This window comes from Bifidobacterium sp. M0399 (genome assembly GCF_016100595.1).
Taxonomy (GTDB): Bacteria; Actinomycetota; Actinomycetes; order Actinomycetales; family Bifidobacteriaceae; genus Bombiscardovia; species Bombiscardovia polysaccharolytica.
Genome location: NZ_JACFSD010000004.1, coordinates 105,341 through 126,994, shown reverse-complemented (window position 1 = coordinate 126,994; position 21,654 = coordinate 105,341). Strand labels below are relative to the sequence as shown.

Annotated in this window: 16 protein-coding genes and 1 tRNA gene; 7 read left to right on the top strand and 10 right to left on the bottom strand. The window is 60.4% G+C overall.

The genetic code is table 11. From position 1 onward, the window contains the following. Positions 1 to 20: 20 nt before the first annotated feature. Positions 21 to 1,217: an ABC transporter substrate-binding protein gene (locus tag H3V09_RS08735; protein WP_232339559.1), complete on the bottom strand. Its 1,197-nt coding sequence runs from the start codon at positions 1,215 to 1,217 to the stop codon at positions 21 to 23. A 291-nt stretch (positions 1,218 to 1,508) separates the two neighbouring features. Here H3V09_RS08735 and H3V09_RS09055 point away from each other — a divergent pair, with 291 nt between their 5' ends. Next, positions 1,509 to 2,792, top strand: a complete 1,284-nt coding sequence (locus tag H3V09_RS09055) for an ROK family protein (protein WP_198191688.1) — start codon at positions 1,509 to 1,511, stop codon at positions 2,790 to 2,792. Positions 2,793 to 2,814: 22 nt separating this feature from the next. On the opposite strand, the gene H3V09_RS08725 is transcribed toward H3V09_RS09055, so the two are convergent. Continuing rightward, positions 2,815 to 5,067 carry an alpha-galactosidase gene (locus H3V09_RS08725; RefSeq protein WP_198191687.1) on the bottom strand — a complete coding sequence of 751 codons (2,253 nt, stop codon included), beginning with the start codon at positions 5,065 to 5,067 and terminating at the stop codon, positions 2,815 to 2,817. Between the two features lie 149 nt (positions 5,068 to 5,216). Continuing rightward, positions 5,217 to 6,191, bottom strand: a complete 975-nt coding sequence (locus H3V09_RS08720; protein WP_046322224.1) for a ketopantoate reductase family protein — start codon at positions 6,189 to 6,191, stop codon at positions 5,217 to 5,219. 179 nt (positions 6,192 to 6,370) lie between these two features. On the opposite strand from H3V09_RS08720, the gene H3V09_RS08715 reads away from it, so the two are divergent. Continuing rightward, entirely contained in the window at positions 6,371 to 7,258 is an 888-nt protein-coding gene (locus tag H3V09_RS08715) for a sulfite exporter TauE/SafE family protein (protein WP_332461002.1), read from the top strand. Positions 7,259 to 7,268: 10 nt separating this feature from the next. On the opposite strand, the gene H3V09_RS08710 is transcribed toward H3V09_RS08715, so the two are convergent. Both H3V09_RS08710 and H3V09_RS08705 read right to left on the bottom strand, forming a co-directional pair. Continuing rightward, entirely contained in the window at positions 7,269 to 7,697 is a 429-nt protein-coding gene (locus H3V09_RS08710) for a nucleoside deaminase (RefSeq protein ID WP_198191695.1), read from the bottom strand. 59 nt (positions 7,698 to 7,756) lie between these two features. Next, positions 7,757 to 10,543, bottom strand: a complete 2,787-nt coding sequence (locus H3V09_RS08705) for a cation-translocating P-type ATPase (RefSeq protein WP_232339550.1) — start codon at positions 10,541 to 10,543, stop codon at positions 7,757 to 7,759. A gap of 521 nt (positions 10,544 to 11,064) precedes the next feature. On the opposite strand from H3V09_RS08705, the gene H3V09_RS08700 reads away from it, so the two are divergent. Then, entirely contained in the window at positions 11,065 to 13,296 is a 2,232-nt protein-coding gene (locus H3V09_RS08700) for a cation:proton antiporter domain-containing protein (protein WP_198191684.1), read from the top strand. 6 nt (positions 13,297 to 13,302) lie between these two features. On the opposite strand, the gene H3V09_RS08695 is transcribed toward H3V09_RS08700, so the two are convergent. The 3 genes from H3V09_RS08695 to H3V09_RS08685 form a co-directional block, all read right to left on the bottom strand. Continuing rightward, positions 13,303 to 14,058: an alpha/beta hydrolase gene (locus tag H3V09_RS08695; RefSeq protein ID WP_198191683.1), complete on the bottom strand. Its 756-nt coding sequence runs from the start codon at positions 14,056 to 14,058 to the stop codon at positions 13,303 to 13,305. Positions 14,059 to 14,089: 31 nt separating this feature from the next. Continuing rightward, positions 14,090 to 14,899 carry a hypothetical protein gene (locus H3V09_RS08690; protein WP_121913508.1) on the bottom strand — a complete coding sequence of 270 codons (810 nt, stop codon included), beginning with the start codon at positions 14,897 to 14,899 and terminating at the stop codon, positions 14,090 to 14,092. A gap of 204 nt (positions 14,900 to 15,103) precedes the next feature. Further along, entirely contained in the window at positions 15,104 to 15,337 is a 234-nt protein-coding gene (locus H3V09_RS08685) for a DUF2188 domain-containing protein (protein WP_045934889.1), read from the bottom strand. A 693-nt stretch (positions 15,338 to 16,030) separates the two neighbouring features. Between H3V09_RS08685 and H3V09_RS08680 the strand changes: the two genes are divergently transcribed. Further along, complete coding sequence (locus H3V09_RS08680) at positions 16,031 to 16,588, top strand: hypothetical protein (protein ID WP_198191682.1); 558 nt, start codon at positions 16,031 to 16,033, stop codon at positions 16,586 to 16,588. Between the two features lie 246 nt (positions 16,589 to 16,834). Here H3V09_RS08680 and H3V09_RS08675 read toward each other — a convergent pair. Together H3V09_RS08675 and H3V09_RS08670 are read right to left on the bottom strand one after the other, a co-directional pair. Continuing rightward, positions 16,835 to 16,908, bottom strand: a tRNA-Gly gene (locus H3V09_RS08675). A 123-nt stretch (positions 16,909 to 17,031) separates the two neighbouring features. After that, positions 17,032 to 18,150 carry an ROK family protein gene (locus H3V09_RS08670; RefSeq protein WP_046322207.1) on the bottom strand — a complete coding sequence of 373 codons (1,119 nt, stop codon included), beginning with the start codon at positions 18,148 to 18,150 and terminating at the stop codon, positions 17,032 to 17,034. A gap of 298 nt (positions 18,151 to 18,448) precedes the next feature. On the opposite strand from H3V09_RS08670, the gene H3V09_RS08665 reads away from it, so the two are divergent. Genes H3V09_RS08665 through nagB form a run of 3 tightly spaced genes read left to right on the top strand, consistent with a single transcriptional unit; the run spans position 18,449 to position 21,650 of the window. Then, positions 18,449 to 19,753, top strand: a complete 1,305-nt coding sequence (locus H3V09_RS08665) for an AGE family epimerase/isomerase (RefSeq protein WP_046322202.1) — start codon at positions 18,449 to 18,451, stop codon at positions 19,751 to 19,753. 5 nt (positions 19,754 to 19,758) lie between these two features. After that, complete coding sequence (locus H3V09_RS08660) at positions 19,759 to 20,865, top strand: ROK family protein (protein ID WP_110424696.1); 1,107 nt, start codon at positions 19,759 to 19,761, stop codon at positions 20,863 to 20,865. Then, positions 20,862 to 21,650 (top strand): glucosamine-6-phosphate deaminase, encoded by a 789-nt coding sequence (gene nagB, locus H3V09_RS08655; protein ID WP_046322199.1) that lies wholly within the window; start codon positions 20,862 to 20,864, stop codon positions 21,648 to 21,650. The genes H3V09_RS08660 and nagB overlap by 4 nt, the downstream gene beginning before the upstream one ends. The last annotated feature ends 4 nt before the right edge of the window (positions 21,651 to 21,654 follow it).

The window sequence follows — 21,654 nt, the reverse complement described above, 5'->3', positions numbered from 1 at the left end:
GTCTGAATCCTGACCTTTCATCATTGGAAGTTCCTTGCCTGGACCTTGTCCCATTCGTTCTGCATGGAACCGATGAAGCCATCCACATCCCCCTTGGTGACCATGGTCTGCAGGTAGCCGCCGATATTGATGGAAGAGGGGATGTAATGGTCGCAGAAGTCAGCCAGGCGGTTCTGTTGGAAGAAGGGAAGAACCCCGTTCAGAGCCGGATCGCCTGCCTCCACCTTTCTGGTCGGCGTGAAGGCAGTCTGGGCCTTTGCATACGTGCGCAGCTGCTGGGGCTGCATCAGATAACGGATCAACCGCATGGCCTCCTTGGGATGCCTGGTGGTGGCACCCATGGTCAGCATGACATCGTCGCCAGCCGTCAGTATCTGCCGGGAGGGGGAATCATCGGCCGGCATCTGGGCGAATCCGAGGTCCACATCCGGATCAATCATCCTGATTTGCGGTATGGCGTATGTTCCCAGAGGAAGGATCGCCACCTTGCCCTTGGCCATGTTTTGAGTGCCCTGCTGATAGGTGACGCCCTTGTCGCCAGTGGAATGGCTGAAGAGCTCGACCTCGCGCTGAGCAGGTTGTGTCCACAGGGTCTTGAAATCGGTTTTACCAGCCAGAAGATCCCTGTATCTGCTCTCGGGGACCAGGGTTCCCGCCAGTGAAGCCAAGGGAGCCTGAGCGGTCCACGAATCGGAAAGGGTGCCCTGCACAGGTTCGATGCCCTGGTCCTTGAACTTGTCCATGACGGCTGTGAACTCCGACCAGGTACGCGGTGGATTGTCAGGATCTACCCCTGCCTTTCGCCAAAGTGTCTTGTTGTATATGTATCCGCTGGCGTTGCCGGCAAAGGGCAGGCCATACAGGCGTTTGGCCGAAGGATCCTTGGTCTGGACCAGGTTCCTGGCTATCGACACCATGCCCGGATTGAGCTCCTTGACCAGGGGATCGTCAGTGAAATCATGGAAGACCCCGGATGCCGCGAACATGCCGAAGCTGATATCGCCGTTGAATGTGATGACATCGGGCACCCGGTTTTTGACCAGACGGGTACGCAAATCCGTCTGGGCATCGGCCGAATTGTTGATGTTCACCCTGATGCCAGGATTCTCCTTCTCGAATTGTGCCACCATGGCCTTGAACTGGTCGGCGGCCTCGAATTTGAACTGGAAGAAGTCCAGAGTGACCAGGCCTGAATCTGCGGAACCGCAGCCAGCCATTGCCACGACGGTCAACAGAGCCAGGAGTGAGGCGACTCCATTGCGGACCCAGGCCGATATTCGACCAAGCCGGGATCCTTCCCTACTGCCGATATCATTCATATTTGGCTCCTTTACCATCCATACGGGCAACAATGACCTAGATGATTCTTCGGACCAGCATAGGGGACCGGGATATTTCATTCCCAGCTCTGGCGAGTTCCTTTCGTTAAGAAAGTAATTAAGATAGGCTGTTCAGTATAAGGGGCTTGTCCGCAATCAGGTCGGACCAGTTTTCCGTGAGGAGGCACCGTGGCCGACAGAGACAACCAGAGATCAAACCAACACGAGGATGCCGACTGTTTAAGGGAAGCACGGCCGTTCCCGGCCTGGTTCACGGCCTCCAGGTACACCCACCGCATCGCCGTTGAGATCCTCCAGCACGGCCCGATCTCCAGAGTGGCCCTGGCGCGACGATTCAACCTGACCCAGGGCGCTGTATCACGCATCACCAACGATCTGACCCATCTAGGGGTCATCAGGGAAGCAGGCACACTGCTGCGGGCAGGCAAGGGCCCAGGAAGGCAGGGTGACCGCAAGCATGGCCCCATTAGCGTAGGCAGACCGCAGCAGGCCCTGGTCATCCGTCGGGAAGCCAAGACCTTCATCGGCATCAATCTTCACGGCGGCACCGCGTTGGCCACGGCGACGGACCTGGCCTGTCGACCGGTCGGCCGGTCTCACAGTCATCACATACGTCAACGCAGCCCAAGCCAGGTCGTGAGGATGCTGTCAAACCTTGCTCAGGAGTGCATGCGTGAGATCAACCAAACCGGATTACCCAGCCCCTCCGGCCTTGCCATCTCCCTGGGCGGTCGGGCGGAGGGAGACAGGGTCGTCACCTACGCCCCATTCCTGCATTGGAGCGAACCCGTCGATCTTGCCACCGAAATGGAGAACACATGTGACCTGCCTTGCCTGATCTTCAATGATCTCGATGCCCTGGCCCTCTACGAAGGATGGTTTGGCGAGGGCATCGGACTGGACCGCTTCGCTCTGATCACCGTGGGATCCGGCATTGGCTATGCCTTAAGCGAGCACGGCATGCCCGTCTCCTCGCCGGATGAAGGGTTTGGGCTGATCGGCCATCAGCTGGTGGATCCGGATGGGCCGGTCTGCTATCTGGGCCATCGTGGCTGCGCCCAGTGCCTGACTACAGGCTCCCTGGCTGAGCAGTACTCGCATGCCATCGGGCAGGCCGCCAGCCTCGAGAAGTTGGTCAAAGACCTGGAGGAAGACATGCCGCAGGCGGAGACCCTGCTCAATCTGACCGGTTATCGGCTAGGGGTTCTGATCGCCTTGGTGGCCAACGTGGCCCTGCCTGACAAGGTTCTGGTGGGTGGGGAGACTTCCTATTTGATGAAGAGGTGCATCGAATCCGTACGCAAGGGCACTGCCTCATTCCGCCACAGCCAGATGGTCGAGGTCCCTGTGAAGATCATCGACAGCGACTGGCTCCGCTGGGCACAAGCGCCGGCGGCCAGAGCAATCGCACGGTACCTGCAGGGTCCCGAAGAGGCCGATAAGCCCGAATGACTCGGGAAACGACTGGGCAGATTCAGATACGGCTCGCTTCAAAAATCACTGCCTCCGCCGGATGAATGACCGGTGGCCGAACTCCCTGAGCTTCCAAGACCGCACCCGGGAGAACCGTGCCTTTGGGACACCACCAGGCCAGAGGGCTTTGTCCACTGCCGATCCGATCCAGGTCACTGCAGATGTCCAAGGGCCTGATCCGGTAATCAGACTTGGAATCCAGGCCGGGAAGCGCTAAAGGCTGCGGAGGGTAATTGACCGAAGAGGTCAACTGGGTGAAGCGGTAGAGCGCCTGCGAGCCGTCAGCAGAGACTACGCCGTCCAAGCGGACTGCCGGGTCCGGCGTATCGCCATGTACTACATGACCGGTGTGCAGCATATGCCGCCACTGCTTATACAGATCGATCCAGCGTCCCAGCTCGTCCAGCTGATCCTGGGGCACGGCAAGCAGGTTCCATTCCACGCCCATATGGCCGAAGAAAGCCATGGCCGCACGCAGACCGAGCGAGGTGGCACGGCCGGTGGAATGGGCGGGGGAATCACCCACATGCTCCCCCAACATCTCCGGCGGCACCAGCAGAGATGTGTACCGCTGGATGTCGGCCCGCTCGACTGGGTCAACGCAGTCCGAGACCCAGACCCTGTCGGCAAATTCCAGTATGCCCAAATCGATCCGTGCGCCCCCTGAAGCGCAGGACTCGATCTCCAAACCGGGATGCCTGGTTTTCAGGTCGCGCATGATTCCATAGACCGCCTCAGTCTGCGCATGCACGGCAGGACGTCCCGACCGGGGAGAGCGGGCCTCAGTCACATAGCGATTATGATCCCATTTGATGTAATCGATGCCCATAAGCGCAATGAGCGAGTCCATTGCCTCGAACACGTGGGCATAGGCATCGGGGTTGGTCAGATCCATGACCTGCTGGTTGCGGCCTTCGACAGGCAACCGGGATGGCCCCGAGGACAGGACCCAGTCAGGATGATCGCGAAAGACATTCGAGTCCGGACTGAGCATTTCGGGTTCGAACCAGAGGCCGAATTCCATTCCCAGCTGATGCACCCTGGCGGCTAGCGATTCCAGGCTCTTAGGCCCTTCGGGCCATACCTGCCGATCGATGGACCAGTCCCCCAGCCCGAACTCATCCGAACGCCTGCCCTGGAACCACCCATCATCAACGACAAAACGCTCCACACCCATACGGGCTGCCTGCTCGGCCAGGGCAGCCAGCTTGTCATAGGACTGGTCGAAGTAGACCGCCTCCCAGGTGTTCAGGGTGACAGGCCTGGGACGTGAGGCCAACCCAGGATGGAGGGACCTCAGGAAAGCATGATACCTGTGGGCCGCCTGGTCCAGCCCTTTGCCCCGGGAACCATAGAGCCAGGGCGTTGAATATGCTTGCTGGTCGGAATAACCATCAGCAGGAGGAAGCGTGATCTCCCCGGCCATCAGAATCTCGCCCCCGCCCAGCAATGCGGGAGCTGAAGGAATCCGCTCGGCGCTGAGCAGACCATTGCCGCTCCAGCCCAAGTGGACCGCATATACCTCATCATGTTCGAATCCGAACCCGGGTCGGCCCGCGCACATGACCAGGGAGGAGTCAAAATCCGGTCGTCCCACCAGGCTTGGACGCTCCAGACGGCCTATGGTCAAGGGCTGGCGTTGCGGGCTGCGCTCGCGCAGGTGGTGACCGGTGGTGGTCAGGATCTCGCTTGCCTCAGCCGGCAAGGGAAAAGCCAGCTCCAAGCCATTGACATCCAGATCTCTGGCCGTATCCAGGTTGAGCAGGTCCGCACGCTGCCTGACGAGACCGGACGGCAACACCTGGCAACGCCAGGTCAGTCCCACACCCTGGCCCCGGTCGCAGGCGCGAACCGTCAAAGTCGGTGCAGTCAAGTCATCAGACAGGACCGGGCCTGTACCCAGATCTACTGATTCCACCTGGAAGCGGCAAAAGATCTCGACTCCGCCGCGGCAGATGCACAGTCGGCGCTGTCCGGTCCAAGCCTCGGACTGGGTCGGAAGAATGCTCGGCCAGGCCGTCAGGTCCAGCCCTCCCGAGACCCGCTGCGGGGCCAGAGCGTCGTAGGTTCCCAGAAGGGCCTGCGGATCGGCCACTGGATCGCCCCAGTGAACGATCCGCGGCAGACCCTTCCCCGGGAAGAGGACGGCAAGGGCCAGCCCGGACTGCTCCATGTAAACCAACCTGAGGGGAACCCCCAGATTCGATTTGCTCTGATAAGACCCCGTCCTTGGGCCGCCGCGATGATCCTCCATGACACCTCCGCCATAAGCCCGGCGATGTCGGTCGCCGACACTGATAAATCAGGCTCCATGCTAGGGACCTGCGGCTAACTTGTCTGGAAGGGCGTGTTTTTCTTACTTGGGAAAGTAATTCACGGAAATCTACTCAGCAGCCGTTCGCATCACCCCTGGTCGGACTGCTCCTCATGATGGACGCGGAAGGCCAGCTCGGCCAGATGGACGCCGTGGGTCAGGAACTCCTGGGTCCGGCAGACATAGTCATGCTCGCGACCCAGGCGTGCCAGGTAGCCGTTGATGTAGTCCACCTCGGTCGGCCGGCCCTTGGACATGTCCTGGTACATGGAGGGGTAGTGGAGGGGATTGCCCACGCGGCTGACATAGTCCACCTCGTCCAGGGTCTCCTGCCGGGTCTGGATCAGCTGCTTGCCGGCCCGCTCGCAGGCGTCGTAGGCCTCGTCGATCAGCTGGCGGGACATGTCCTTGGCACCCGGGTAGGAGATGAATTGGCCCATGGTGATCTGGTACATAGTGCAGATGGTGTTGACCACCGAATTGAAAATGATCTTGGCCAGGCAGGTGCCCTCGAAGTTCTCGGTCAGGATGGGGTTGAGGTTGGCGGCCTTGAAGTCCTCGGCCATCCGGCGCTCCAGGTCGGTGGTCTGCTCGGTCATGGCGCACAGGTGCATGGAGCCTGCCCCGGACTTGCCGATGAAGTCCACGTCGCCCGGCCCATTGAGGACCGTGCCGATCATGGCCGTGCCGCCGTAGATGCGCTCCTTGGGGAAGTACTTGAGCAGCTTGTCGAAGTGACCCCAGCCGTTCATGGCAGAGAAGACCACCTGATGGTCGCGGAAGAGCGGTGCGCAACGCTCCAGGACCCCCTCCAGCTGCATTTGCTTGAGCATGACGATCCAGACGTCGGGGTCGCCCTTGTAGTCCTCGGGGGTGTAAATGTTGACGGGCACCAAATGCCGATTCTCATGATCGCGGGAGACATAGACGCCTCCCTGATCATGAACCTTGTCAATATTGGGCATCCAGGTATCCACGAAATCCACCTGCAGGCCGGCCTGCTCCTGCAGCAGCACGCCCAGACGATAGCCCATGGCTCCGGCACCGATGACCGTATATCGCATCGAAACACACCCTCTTTGTTCTCTTGAATAGACAACGCACCTCCAGGGACCGGCCCGGGGGATACCAAGCAGTATGCCGAGACGGCAGAGGGGAACTTGGGCTAAGGTCGCATGGTGGACATAAGGGCTGGAATACACATCGATTTCTGAACCTTAAAAGACATCGCCACGTCTGGTCGGTGCCCATCGGCACATACGCGGACATCCTGCCATCCCGACGAAAACGTCGACCTAGGCTGGAACCCATGCAGAAAGAGCAGCGAGGAGCCGGAGGGATGGACCGGCGGACCCTGGCCATCCTGGTCCTGGTGGGCGTGATCAGCGGATTCCTGTCGGGGATGTTCGGCATTGGCGGCGGATCGATCATCGTGCCAGCCCTGGTATGGACCGGACTGCAGCAGCGTCAGGCCTCGGCCACCTCGCTGGCCTCAATGATCCCCATGTCGCTGGCCGGAGTGGCCTCCTATGCCCTGGGCGGGCATGTGGACTGGCTGGCCGCCCTGCTGCTGGCCGTCGGCACGGTCATTGGGGCGCAGATCGGCACTTGGCTGCTGGACCGGCTTCCAGAGGTGATGCTCAGGTGGCTATACGTAGGCTTCCTGATGGCAGTCATTGCCCAGCAGCTGCTGTCCACACCCTCCAGGGAGAGCAGCATCCAGCTGAGCCCGGTAGTGGCCATGATCATTCTGCTGGTCGGCATCCTGATCGGAACCCTGTCAGGGCTGCTGGGCGTAGGCGGCGGAGCCATCGCGGTGCCGGCCTTGGCCCTGCTAGGGGCTAGCGACCTGATTGCCAGGGGAACCTCCCTGCTGGCCATCCTGCCCAGTTCCTTGTCAGGAACGTTCACCAACCTGCGACACCACCTGGTCCACGCCGGTCAGGGGCTGCTTCTGGGAATCGTGGCCGCCTTGACAACGCCTTTGGGCACCTGGGCGGCTTCAGGGGTCAGCGCGCGAGTAGGCGCCAATCTGTTCGCCGCCTACCTATGCCTAATTGTTTTGCGTTGCATCTGGGCGGCCCTCCAAGTCACTCCGGCCTTCCAACGTTACAAGGCCAGTCGCCGCTAAAAAAGAAGTCTCAGCTCTGGCGATGCCGGGCGAAGAAATCGGCAAGAATTCCTGCGCATGTCTGTTCACACACACCGCCCAGCACCTCGACCTTTGTTCCGGTGTGCGGGTCACGGGGCAGGTCCCAGACCGACCCGCAGGCCCCCATCTTGGGGTCCCAGGCGCCGAAGACCACCCTGCTGAAGTGACAGGCCATCAAGGCTCCTGCACACATGGGGCAGGGCTCCAGGGTCACGACCATAGTGCACCCTGCCAGATCCCAGCCCGCGTCGGATTTCCCGATGGCCTCCATCTCGGCATGAGCCAGGGGACGGCCCAGGGCCTGCCGCTGGTTGAAGCCCCGGCCGATGACCCGACCCGAGGCATCCAATACCAGGGCGCCCACGGGTACGTCCCCACGGTCTCCGGCTATGCCGGCCAGTCGCAGGGCCTCTTCCATGGGTGCCTTCCACCGTTCTTGCACGGGTTCAGTCTGGCAGTCCAGCCCGACAGGTCAGTTCAGTTGATCATGCCTGCGATGCGGCGGCGCACATGGTGCAGATGGCCCTTGGTCCGCCCCGATGTGTCGATGCCACGCTTGGCCAGGAAGGCACGAACCATCTTGTCGCCCTCGCTGAAGATCAGGACCGTCAGCCCAATGCCCAGGCAGATGAGCCACTGGCTTGCGCTCAAGGGGGCCATGCCCAGAACGCCCGCAACCGGAGCAAGATACATGGCCCCCGCATGGATGCCAAGGGCCACGAACGAGGCCACCAGAAGGAAGATGTTGTCCAAGGGGTTGAGCTGGAAGATCAGCCTGTTCTCGGACCGGGCCGACATGGCGACGAAGAAGTTGAAGAGGACCAGCAGGGTCAGGGCGATGGTCCGGGCATGGGCCAGATCCATTCCCGCGTTGATGTTCAAGCGGAAGAGGACCAGGATGCAGGTGGCCATCCAGAGCCCGCAGACGGCAAGTCGCGCCCAGAGCACCCGCGAGAGCAGACCCTCTCCAGACGAACGCGGGGGCGACTCCAGCTCATCCCCGTTGCCGGGCTCGAATCCCAGGGCGATGTCCTGGACACCGTTGGTCACGAAGTTGATCCAGAGCATCTGCAGGGGCAGGAAGAGCAGGGGCTCCTCGGAGATTACATTGACCCCCACGGCGATCATGGCGGCTGCAGCCGTGGACAGGAGGAAGTAGGCGGACCCGCGGATGGCCTTGAAGATGACCCTTCCCTGGCGCACGGCCTGGGTGATGGTGACGAAGTTGTCGTCGGTCAGGACCACATCGCTGGCCTCCCGGGCCACGTCAGTGCCGGAACGGCCCATGGCGATGCCCACCGAGGCCGCCTTCAGAGCTGGGGCGTCATTGACGCCGTCGCCGGTCACAGCCACCACATGGCCCTCATCCTGCAGAGCCTCCACAATGCGCAGCTTGTCCTGGGGAGAGACGCGGGCGGCAATGGAGGTCTCACGCAGACGGGCCCGAAGAACCTCGTCGCTCATCTCCAGCATTTCACTGCCGGTCAGCGCCTGGTCGGTGTGCTCCAGACCCAGGCGGCGGCCTATGGCAGCTGCGGTCACCGGATGGTCGCCGGTGATCATGACCACGCGGATGCCGGCCCCGGCACATTCGGCAATGGCCTCGCGCACGCCGGGTCGAGGCGGGTCGAGCATACCCTCCAGCCCAAGGAAGGTCAGGTCGTCAGGTCGACGGCGGGAAGCGGGATCCTGGTCAGAGGAAAGGACCCTGCTGGCCACGCCTATGACACGCAACCCCTGGGAGCCCATGGCTTCGTAGGACTTGTGAACGGCCTGGGTGTCCAGGGGGACGACTTGGCCATCCGGGTCCAGCATGGTTCGGCTCATGGCCATGACCGCGTCCGGGGCTCCCTTGACATATTGGGTCAGGGTGCCGTCTGGACCGCGGCGGATGGTCATGGAGTGGAGCAGCTCCGGCTCGTAGGGGGTCTCCATGACGATAGGAGCGTCCAAATCTTCGGTGGTCACGGCCCCGGTCTGATCAGCCAGGCGTGCCATGGCCATATCGACCGCGTCGCCGCTGTATTCAATGCCGCCTTGTTCATTCGGCTGCCGGTGGGCCTCATTGGTCAGAGCCCCGGCACGAGCAAGTGCGGCCAGACCGCGCATACGATCGTCGTCGGATACAGCCTCCGCACCCAGGTCCATGCCCTCGACGGGGACCGGCTGGCCGCCACCCAGGGTGAACTGTTCCACGGTCATACGGTTCTGGGTCAGTGTACCGGTCTTGTCCGAGCCGATGACGGTGATGGAACCCAGGGTTTCAACGGCCGGCAGAGAGCGGACGATGGCATGGTATTCGGCCATCCTTGAGACTCCCAAGGCCATGGCCACGGTCAGTACGATGGGCAGGGCCTCGGGCATGGAGGCGACCACCAAGGAGACTGCAGATAGGAAGGCCCCCGTAGCGTCGCCATTGAGGATGGCTCCGCCGATGAAGACGAAGACGGCCACCAAGATAACGGCGATGGCGATGCCCACCTCGGTGCGGTGGATGATCCGCTGCAGGGGCGTGCGGCCCTTGGCCACATGGACCAGATCGTTGATTTCGCCCAGTTCGGTGTCGGAACCGGTGGCCACCACCAACCCTCGTCCACGGCCGCTGGTGACCATGGTGCCCGAGAAGGCCATGCAGCGCCTGTCGCCCAGGGCTGCATCGCGGTCCACGGGGTCCGTATTCTTCTTGGCATCCTCGCTCTCGCCCGTCAGCATGGCCTCGTCGATGCGCAGGTGGAGGGCCTCGATCAGCCTCAGGTCAGCGGGAATGCGATCACCACTCTCCAGGAGGACCAGGTCGCCCGGCACCAGCTGGTCGGCGTCAATCTGCTCCATCCGGCCCTGACGCACCACTCGTGTGGTGGGGGTAGATAAAGTGGTCAGGGCCTCTACGGCCTTATCGGCCTTGGACTCCTGCACATAGCCGATGATGGCATTGAGAAAAAGGACCAGGAAAATGGCCGCAGCGTCCACATAGTGCTGCAGAAAAATGGTGATGATGCCGCAGACCATCAGGACGGCGATCAGGGGGCCGGCAAACTGCTCCAGGAAGAGCTTCCAACGGGGTTTGGCCTGGGCCTCGGCCAGACTGTTGGGCCCGAAGAGCTCCAGTCGGCGTGCGCTCTCCTGCGTATCCAAACCCTGGTCCCCGGTGTGCAGGGTCTCCAGCACAGCCGAGGTCTCCAGGCTATGCCAGTCGGTGTCGTCGAAACGCATGTCAGTCCCTGCTGCCGCTGCGTTCTGATTCTTAATATTTGTAGATGTCATGGATGATGTCATCGGTCAACCTGGCCTTTCCAAACCGGATCGGTCATTTGTCCCCGCATGCGACCCTCTGCAGTCTTTCTTGCAATCTTCCTTTTGGACCGGGGTATGTCCAAAAGCATCGGGGAAACAATAGCGTGCGCGCAAGTCCCCGGGGTCAAGAGATGGAGCTCCATGGTCAACCGCCGCAAGCGGTGCACCTCTGGGAGGTTCGGAGCCTTCCCGGTCTTCACGAGTATACCGATTAAGCCTGCTTTTCATGCACTTACGGAGGCCCCCGGGCCGGATTTTCACAAATGTTCGCCTATCGCGAGCACGGTCTGTCCACCATTTTGGCTTGAGGTGTCAACTTAGCGCACATTGTCCATTGATGCTGTTCCTGGATACCGTGATTCCGTATAATGGACGATGCGACGTCGATCCTCATGCGACCCTGCACTCGGAGATTCCTTCATTGGTCGAACGAACCCTGCTAGTCGGGTCTGCGGCAGCCCGCCCGGGATTGCGTGGCGGAAAGGAAGCCCGTGGAAACATTCATCCTCATTCTGTGCATACTTGCTGCCGTCCTCGTCTCTTCCTTTATTTCCAGATTCATTCCCCGAATCTCCACCCCCCTGGTCCAGATCGTCCTGGGCGCAGTAATGGCCCTGTTGCCCATTTTCCCGCGGATGCGGCTGGATCCCCAGCTGTTCATGGTTCTCTTCATCGCGCCCCTGCTCTACTACGAGGCCCACACCATCAACAAGGTGGAGCTGCTCAAGGGGCTGCGATCATCCCTCTCCCTGGCCATTGGCCTGGCTGCTCTGACCATGCTCATGGTGGGCGTCATCCTGCATGCCGCCTGGCCCATGTTCCCCCTTGCCGCCGCCATGGCCCTGGGCGCCGCCCTGGGGCCCACCGATGCCGTGGCCGTCTCCTCCTTGGGCGAGAGCGCCGACCTTACACCGGACGAACATTCGATCCTGGCCGGCGAATCGCTCTTCAACGACGCCACCGGCGTCATCGGCTTCCAGTTCGCCATCCTGGCCACCGTGACCGGCTCCTTCTCCCTGCCCCAGGCCCTGGGCGAGTTCTTCGTTGAGTTCGTAGGCGGCATCGGCTTCGGCCTGATCATGGGCTTTGTAATCAACTGGCTCTTTGAGTCGGCCCGCCGCCTCGGCTGGGAAACCACCACTACCAGGATCCTGCTGGAGCTCTTCCTGCCCTTCCTGATATACATGGTCGGGCAGAACATCCTGCATGTGTCCGGAATCCTGGCCGTGGTCTCCACCGGACTGCTGATCCGCTTCGACCACACTGGAGTGGGCCCCAATACATCCAAGGCCAACATCGTCTCATCCAGCGTCTGGAAGGTACTCTCCTTCAGCCTCAACGGTGCGGTCTTCGTCCTTCTGGGCATGCTGCTGCCGGCAGCCATGGGCACCAGCTGGCGAGACCGGCGGGTCAGCAACTGGATGCTGGTAGCCACCATCACTCTGGTCTGCCTGACCGTGATCGTGCTGCGCTTCCTGTGGACAGCCAGTGTCCTGATCTTCACCAAGGACCGCGAAACCGGCAGTAGGCGACGGATGACATCCAAGCTCCTGAGGTCGGCGGCCGTCATGACCTTCGGTGGCCCCAAGGGAACCATCACCCTCTCCCTGGCCCTGACCATCCCCTATATGACCGACGACGGGTCGGCTTTCCCCATGCGCAGCGAGCTGATCTTCGTGGCCGCCGGGGTCATCATCGTCACCCTGGTGCTGGCCAACTTCGCCCTGCCCCTGCTGGCTCCTTCACAGAGCAGCGAGGTACCGGCCCAGCAGGTCGAGAAATCCATCAAGGTGCTCAGGGGCACGGTCCGGGAACTCTCCAGCAGGATTACAGACGAGAACCGGCTGGCCGTCCAGCAGGTAATCAAGCAGTACAATCACCGCATCGCCAAGCTCAAGTCAGAGATCGGCCAGTACTCCCCCAAGGACTTCCAGGACCTGCAGGTGCAGACGATGGAGTGGGAACAGGATTATATGGAGGAGCGGCTGAGCCGAATCGAAGAAGCCCAGGATCAGCTGGAGGAGCGGCTCAGAAGCGAAAACGCAGGCATAGAACAGACACCTGCATCAACGCAGTCTGCCACCGGAAACCAGACCGAGGCCGAACCCAGCACCGAGGCCGAGACCGTAGCCGACAGGGATGCCGATGCCCAGCTGATCGACCGGCGCAGTGAACGGGGAGACGACCAGGAGGAACTGCTGAATCTGCGCAGCCAGGAACAGGCCGCCCGCAGGATCCTGTCCACCATATCCGGGTCCCTCTTCCACTTGGACAGGGGCGGGGAGCTGCGCTGGAGGGCCTACACGGCTCGCAGACGACTCAGAGGGCTGTTGCACAGCCAGTTCCACCGCCTGAAGCACCTGACCCAGCCGATCGACAAGGACCAGGTCTTCGTTGCCGGGCGCCACCTGCAGGCAGAGATGAACCACTTCCTGATTGAAAAGCTCTACTCCGAGCTGGGCAAGGGCCGCTTCAAGACCGAGGATCTGCTGAACACCATCATCAACCACCAAATGATCGAATCCTCGGCGGAGGGAAAGACCGAATACGCGGGCATACCTGCCATCAGGGATCAGCTGGAGGAGACCAAGCGCGAGGGATACGCCATCGAACTGAGCCAAATCCAGGACATGGTCGAATCCGGTGAAATCTCACGCACGACAGCACGGAAGATGCGTCGCAACGTCTACGTCATGCAGGTTGACGCTGACTCGGCCCTGTGAGCCGATCTACATAAGGCCCGAGGTCACGTCGATCTCGCCCAGCCACTGGCGAAGGTCATTCATCTCGCGCATGTCGACGGCATGTTCCAGGTGGTCGTACTCGGTGGTGTGCAGCCATACGTGCTCGTCCAGCCAGGCGGCCAGGGCACGGAATTCGTACTTGGGCACCGTGGTGTCATCCGAACCGAAGCCCAGAAAGACCGGCTTGTTCAAGCCAGCCAGGCGCTCATCCGCAGGAGCAGTACCGGGCACCAGGCCTGGGGCCAGGAACCCGGACAGGCATATGGAGGCCCGGTAGCGCTCAGGATTGACCCGAAGCAGATGAACAGCCAACATGGCTCCCTGGGAGAAGCCCATGGCCACTACAGGTCGGTCCTCGGGGATGTTGGCTGAAACCCAGGCATCCACAGCCCGAGCTGCTGCATAGCCATCCCTATCCAGATCCTCCTGCTCGGGACGCATATCGTGGAACCAGGTGTAGCCCGGGCCGAACATGCCGCGCTCGCTGCCAGGCACCACCATGGGTGCCCGCAAGGAGGCGTAGTCGTTGTAAGGAGCCACGTAGCGCATCAGGTCAGCCATGTCCTCCTCATTGGAGCCCCAACCGTGCATGAGTACAAAAATGGGCCGCGAGGGGTTGGCTGTGCCCTGCTTGCGGGACCAAAGGACCTGCTCGACCTTGAGCTCCTGCCCAAAACGTCCGGGCACCACTGTTGAGGGCCGACCCACCAATCCGTCGTTATCCTTTTGTGCTTGATCCATATCTGCCACGATAGTCGACCGGCCCGGTCATTCAATGCTGACTTATGAGTGGCTCGGCCTGGCCACCCCACTGGCTCTGCAGTCCGGTCACCTGGGCCTTGCTGCCCACCACCATCCAACGCTTGCCGGTCAGCAGCCATAGATCCTGGGGCTGCAACCCTCCTCCATAGCGGGAAATCAGGTCAGGCACGCGAGCGCGGATAGGCCCTTTGGCCAAGGAGGCCGCTGAATCGTTGTCGAAGACCACGTAGGCCATGGTCGTATCCGTGCAATACCGGGCTTGGGAGATGCCCACATACCCGTCCAAGCCGATGTCATGCCAACCTGAAGCGCACTGGCCAGCAGCCTTGTCGATACCGCCGGTCATGGCCTGAGGCGAGCTGATGGGCGCTTCGTCACGCGCAGGAGCCTTGATGATGCCCTTGGGGGAAGAGTTGGCAATAAGCAGGCCTGCCACTGTCAAGAGCATTCCGCAAACCAAAAGAATGATGCCCGCCGAGCCTACCGATGGCCGATTCGGGACTGGTCCGGAATGACGGGCTATGACGACCAGGATTATGGTCAACAGTGCAAAAGCGACGGAGACACCCACCCAGGCCGAAATGCCCACCTGACCTATGACTCCCAGCCTGGAGGGGGCTATGGCATGAGCCAGCAAGGCCGCGCCCGCAAGAGCTGACACCAATCCTGTGACTGCCGCAAACCGACTCCAGATGTTGGCATGGGCTATCTGAATAGGACGCTCGTCCATACCGGGGTGGGGAGGGTAGGAGGCTGGCAGACCCTCGTCATACCCGCTGTCCGCCAGCCGCTGATCCAGCTGGTTGAATCCATCGGCCATCGACTTCGCCACCTTTCACGGTTGGTTTCAGTCTATGGGGGCGGACACATACAGACCAGCGACGCCGGCCAATGCTTCACCATCCCAACATCCTGCCGGGCTGATAGATGGGCCTAGGCAGAAGCTCATAGTTACTTATCGCCGCGACGTTCGGCACCAGCACAGGCCCGATGACAGCGAAAAGTCCCAGAGCTCAGTTGGCGTTCAGCCCTTGATGTCTCGAGGATCCTTCTTGCCTATGGTGCGCTTGTCGCGGATTTTGTTGCCACCCTTGTTATGGATATTGACCTCACCGCCGCCGGACCGGTCTGCAAAGACCTTGGCCTGCTTGGTGGCCTCCGCCTTGGTAGCAAAAGTGCGAGAGACGCGTGAGGCACCGGCCCGCTTGACTGTCCAGAGATCGCGATCCCCGTCGTATTGCACGTGATAATCAGCCATGATGGCCGTCCTTTCCATACTTCCCTGTACCCCCTCATCTTCCACTGCCCGGCCTGAGGCACCGTGCTTCGACACTCCAGAATTTTCAGGAATATTGTTCAACAAAGACACAGCCCTGTGTAGCAACTCCTGTCTCAAATACGAAGTGACTTTCTAGTTAGAACGAAATCCGGCTACAACTCGACGTGGTCCTGCAAATACCGAAAAGCACACGCATGACTTCGGCCACGTCGAGGTACGAATAAAACCTGTTATGAACTACTTCCAATGAATACAAATTGGCTATTGTCGAATAATTTGGCTCAAGCAGAACAGTTCGAACTTCTCATGCGTCAGCACCTGGTTACAAGAAAAGCGGGAATCAGCGTATCGAATTAGCACTAACAACCGACTGCAGAGAACCGTCCGGCTCTGCACATGCAAGTGAGTTCATAACTTTAATCGACTGAGCAGTGAACATCACCAAACCTGAACGCTTTTCTATAATTACATCCTCAACATCAGTCGAATTTCCACGACGGATTTTCCCAATGTGCATCGGCATCTTTGATTCCGTAGGAGTCAACGATCTTGAAGACAGACCAGAATTGAAGGATAACCTCTTAAATCAAGGAAACGGCTGAATTCCAGTTCTAAACGACAAAAGCTATCTGACGAAGAAATACGAAATGCCATGCCTCTTAAACTGATGCTATGAGACAAAAGAAATGGACCATACCTGCCCTAATAGCAGGTTCAGTCCTCTTTTGCGTTATTCCATACCTCTACCAATGGGTTACCGGCAACAACTCCGACTGGCAGGCGTGGTGGGCTTTTGGCACCTTCCTCATCGCCCTTATCGCAGCCATCATCGCTTATAAAGAGTACAACGCCCATATCAGCGCAACGGAGCCGCTCATCATAGTTCGCATTGCAAAAATGAAGGGCAGCACCCTTGATACGGTGTTTCTCACCAACGTAGGCGGTTCCATTGCCCTCGATATCAAATTTTCGCTTTCGCCAGGAATAAGTCTAAAAAGCTATGCAGGCGTAGAATATCTGGCCCGAAATCTTCCAAAACTGAAGCCAGACGAAGAAACCATTATTATCGACGCACAACACTTGACCGCAGTTCAACTCTTAGTAGGATCAAACCGTTCTCGCCAGATACTTCATGTTGAGTGGAAAGACGCATTAGGCCGACAGTACGTGAATGATAATCAAAAGCTTGACTTCGGCATTTATTCTTCCGCGTCTGTCACTGAGGAATAATTTTCAAGAGTATTCTTATCGAGAACCAACGAAAGCCATTTAGGAACAAGGCGCTTTGCAGAGATATACAGACTTGATAAGCTTATGACCAACAAATATCCACGTAAGCACCTCATATTCCATATGTCAGATCTGTGGAATAAGGCGCGATCTCAGAAAAAGCCGGATCACGTCAATAAAAGCTCATATATGCGAATATAAAAGGTTTGAAATTCTAATCTTTATTGACGCGCTTGTAAATCAGACTGGAGCGGGCGACGGGAATCGGACCCGCCTCTGAAGCTTGGGAAGCTTCCATTCTACCAATGAACTACGCCCGCAAATCCGGCTACCGGGGTCAGGCCCCGGCCAACCGCATGCGAGTCACCATGGTAGCAGGTCTCGGCGATGTGCGCGAATCACCAACTCCGAGCACGGTTGCGAGCAAGGTCTTCAATCCACTTTCAGACAGTGCCGTCAGGCTCAATCAGGTCGGCCACCACTGTGGAGCAGGCCCCGAGCAAGGCGGCATCCTCCCCCAAGGCCGAGCGGTCAACCACAAGAGGTCGCCGAAAATCAGTGGCCAGGGCATCATTCATAGTCTTCTCCATGGCGCTCAGGAAGATGCGGTTGACCACCCTGGAGTCCCCTAGAACAGTCACGCGAGGAATGTCCATAAGGCCGGCGGGCATGGTCAGGACGCGGCCCAGCAGTTCACCAGCCCGCCGCAGAATGCTTGCCAGATTGTCAGGATCCCGATCCATCGCAGCAGTCAGCCTGGGAACGCTAATCAAGGATTCCAGGCAGCCGCGCTTGCCGCAGCGACACTGAGGACCAGTTGGGTCCACCACTACATGACCGATCTCACCGGCTGCACGGTTGCAACCGGTCACCAGCTCGCCAGAGACCAGCAAGCCTGCCCCGACTCCGTTGCCTAGGTGGACCAGCAGCAGGTCGGATTGACCTGAGCCGAACTGCCGCTCGGCCAGGACCTCGTTGTTGGCATCGTTGTTGACCGTCACCTCCAGGCCTGTCTTCTCGTGCAGATAGCCGCGCAGGTCGGTCTGAACCCAGCCCAGGTTGGTGGCATCGTCCACCACGCCTTCAGCACTGACGATTCCGGGACTAGATACGCCGATGCCCATGATGGGATGGGCCGCCCGTTGCATCAGCGAATCGGACAACTCCCCCACCAAGTCCAGAGGGACCTTGCCGTCAGTGGTCAGAGGGATCTCTTCACGCGCCACCACCTGTCCGGTCAGGTTGAGCACCGCTCCCCTAAAGACATAAGGAGTGGAAAGGTCCAGGGCCAGGATGCTTCGCCCGTCGGGATTGATGCGCAATAGCCGTCCACGCTTGCCCGGCCCGGTGGATTTGCTATAACCAACTTCCATGAGCAGATGCTCACCCAGCAGCTCGGCCACGATGTCCGATATGGCGACCCTGGTCAGCCCGGAGGCTCGGGCCAGGTCAGCCCTGGTCATACTGACATCAGGATAGAGCAGCCTAAGCAGGATGGCTCGGTTGTGTTGCCGCACCGACTCAGGCAACGCCTTGGACAGGTTGCCGGTATTGATGGTCATGATTCACCTGACGATAAATAATGCGGGGACGGGGACCCGCCGTGGGGATTGGGCCTTGAACCCCGTGACCGCGCCCATCCATACTTGCATCTTATATTGTAAACGCCCTTTTCCGGGCAGGCTCAGACCTCGTCATTGCGACACCAGAGCGGTTCATTTTTCAAGACTGCGCACTAGCATCATAGACAAGACAACGGGGCAGCCAGTAAAAAGTTCAGTTTCCTAACAATTACGTGTTAGGCTGTGAACAGATACCAGAAACAGCTGCATACCCTCGCTGAGCAAAGGAGCGATCGCCATGACCACCACACCGAACCATTCGGGAGTCTCACCGTCCACCACAAATCCCCGATACCTGCTGGGCAACGAAGCCAACCGCATCTTCATGGCCTCGCAAACCTATGGCTTCCTGGACTTCGGGCGGGGGTTCCCCACCGAGCAGGGCGGCGCCGGCTGGCTCAATGACGACGGCAGCATCGACCCCGAGCAGGGAATCCAGACCTGGATCACCTGCAGGATGACCCATGTCTACGCCATCGGCAGCCTCCTGGGCTACCCGGGCGCATCGGAGCTGGCCCACCGCGGTGTTCAGGCCCTTCAAGGCAACCTACACGACGACGAACACGGCGGCTGGTACCCCTCGGTCTCCTGGCAGGGCCAGCCCGAGAGCGGCAAGACTTGCTATACCCATGCCTTCGTAGTCCTGGCTGCCTCTTCGGCCATGCTGGCGGGCGACCCTGACGGACAGGACCTGTTGGATCAGGCGCTGGAGATCTTCAACCGCTACTTCTGGGATGACGACAAGGGCCTGGCCGTCGACACCTGGGACAGCGGCTTCACCCGTCTGGACCCCTACCGGGGGCTCAACGCCAACATGCACAGCACCGAGGCCTTCCTGGCCGTGGCCGATGCCACCGGCAAGGAGGATTATCGCGAGCGCGCCGGTCGCATCATCGACCAGGTCATCAGCTGGGCTGAGAACAACCAGTGGCGCATCCCCGAACATTTCAACAGCGACTGGCAGGCCGACCTGGACTACAACCAGGACAACAAGGCCGACCAGTTCAAGCCTTACGGGGCCACGCCGGGCCACGGAATCGAATGGGCCAGGCTAATCACCCAGTACGCCCTAAGCAGGTTCGATCGGGAGGCCGACCGCAGCCGCTACATCGAGGCAGCCGAGCACCTGTTCGCCAGGGCTGTTGAGGATGGCTGGGCCGCCGACGGGGCCGAAGGCCTGGTCTACACCACGGACTGGCAGGGCCGCCCGGTGGTCCACGACCGCATGCACTGGACCCTGGCCGAAGCCCTGAACACTTCGTCCACCCTCTACGCAGCCACCGGCAAGGCCACCTACGCTGACTGGTACGCCACCTTCTGCAGCTATGTAGACCACTATCTGATTGATCACCAAGGCGGATCCTGGTGGCATCAGCTTGATGCCGACAACCACGTGATCGGTACGGTCTGGCCCGGCAAGTCCGACCTCTACCATGCCTTCCAGTCCACCCTGATCCCTTACAACGACCCGGCGGTCTCCATCGCTACGGCCATCAAGAAGGCTTGCGGACAGGGGCAGGCGGAGCAGGATCAGGCCCGCTGAAATCCATGGCAGCATCGACCCCGCATCCCGAGGCGGATACAGATAGCGTCCAGGCCGGTCCGATCAGCCTAGGAATTGACATTGGTGGCACCAAGATCGAAGGCGTGGCCATAGACGGCGACAAGCGCCTGCTGGCTTGCCACCGAATACCCACGCGCAAGGGTAACCAAGCGGTTCATGACGACACCGTGACACTTATCCACCACCTACTGGATCCGGTTGGCCTGAATCGGGGGCCGGTCACCGTAGGCCTGGGGATTCCGGGGCGCGTGGATGCCAACCGTGGAATGGTGGATGACGCAGTCAATCTGGGAATCCGCCACATGGCTCTGGGCCCTGCCGTTGCCAAGACGACCGGTCTGCCCGTCCGCGTCGAGAACGATGTCAACATCGCTGCTCTGGGAGCCGCCTCGCAGGCTGACAACACCCTGATAGCCCCTGGAACCACACCCCACTCCGAAGCTGCCCGGGACCAGGTCCGACGACCCGCATCAGAGCCTGGACGTGACGGACCCAGGGCCCTGCCCGACCAGGACGACCACGTAGTGGCCTTCATCAACCTAGGCACCGGTCTGGCAGCGGGCATCATCCGTGAGGGTCGGATCGAACACGGAGCCAGCGGGGCAATCGGCGAAATTGGCCACATCTCAGTGGATGCCCATCAGTTCCCCTGTAAGTGCGGCCAGTGTGGCTGTCTGGAGACCGTGGCCTCAGGTGCGGCAGTGGAAACCCTTTGGCCGGGAATCGCCCACCCCCTGCCTGACCTGATTGCTCAGGCAAGCAAGGGGAACCAGCACGCCAAGGAGGTCCAGGACATCATCGGCCATGGCATTGCCCTGGCTGTCCAGATCGTGGCCCTGGCTATCGACCCCGCAGTCATCATCTTGGGCGGGGGCATGAGCAAAACCGGCCAACCCCTGCTGGATCTGGTCACCGAGCATCTGAATAAGAGCGCGGCCTGCAGCCACTTCATCGCCTCGCTGAGGCTACCCGACCGGTTGCGTCTGGCCCCAGCCGACCTGCCCATCGCAGCCATCGGCGCCGCCCTGGCAGGACGCATGGCCGCCGACAGCCGCCCATCTGAGCTTATTGGAAAGGAAATCGCATCATGACCGAAATCATCATCGTCAAGTCCCAGGAGGAAGCAGGGAAAATCTATGCCCGCTGCACAGCCGACCTGATCCGGCGCAAGCCTGACTGCGTGCTGGGTCTGGCAACGGGGTCCAGCCCCCTGGCGGCATACCAGGCGCTGGCCGACCTGGTTCACAAGGAAGGTATCGATGTCTCCCAGGTGCGCGGATTCGCCCTGGACGAGTACGCTGGCCTGGATCCGGCCCACCCCCAGTCCTACCGGTCCACCATCAACCGGACCGTGGTCGAGCCTCTGGGCCTGGACCCTGCCAAGGTGCAGGTGCCAAACGGAAACCTGGACACCATCAAGGACGCTGGCCGCGTGTACGACCAGGCAATCAAGGATGCCGGCGGAGTCGACCTGCAGATCCTGGGCATCGGCACAGACGGGCACATTGGCTTCAATGAGCCTGGATCCTCCCTGGCTTCGGGCACCCGCATCAAGACACTGACCGAGCAGACCCGCATCGACAATGCCCGATTCTTCGACAATGATATGGATCAGGTGCCCACCCACTGCATCACCCAGGGAATCGGGACCATCCTCAAGGCACGCCAGCTGGTTCTCCTGGCCTTTGGTGCCGGTAAGGCAGAAGCCGTGGCCGAGAGCGTAGAGGGCGGCATATCGTCCTTCTGCCCGGCCTCCGCCCTCCAGATGCACCCCCACGCCACTGTGATCGTGGACGAGGCCGCCGCCTCCCGCCTGCGCAACCGCGACTACTACAAGTGGGCATATGCCAACAAGCCTGACTGGCAGTCCATCTAGAAGG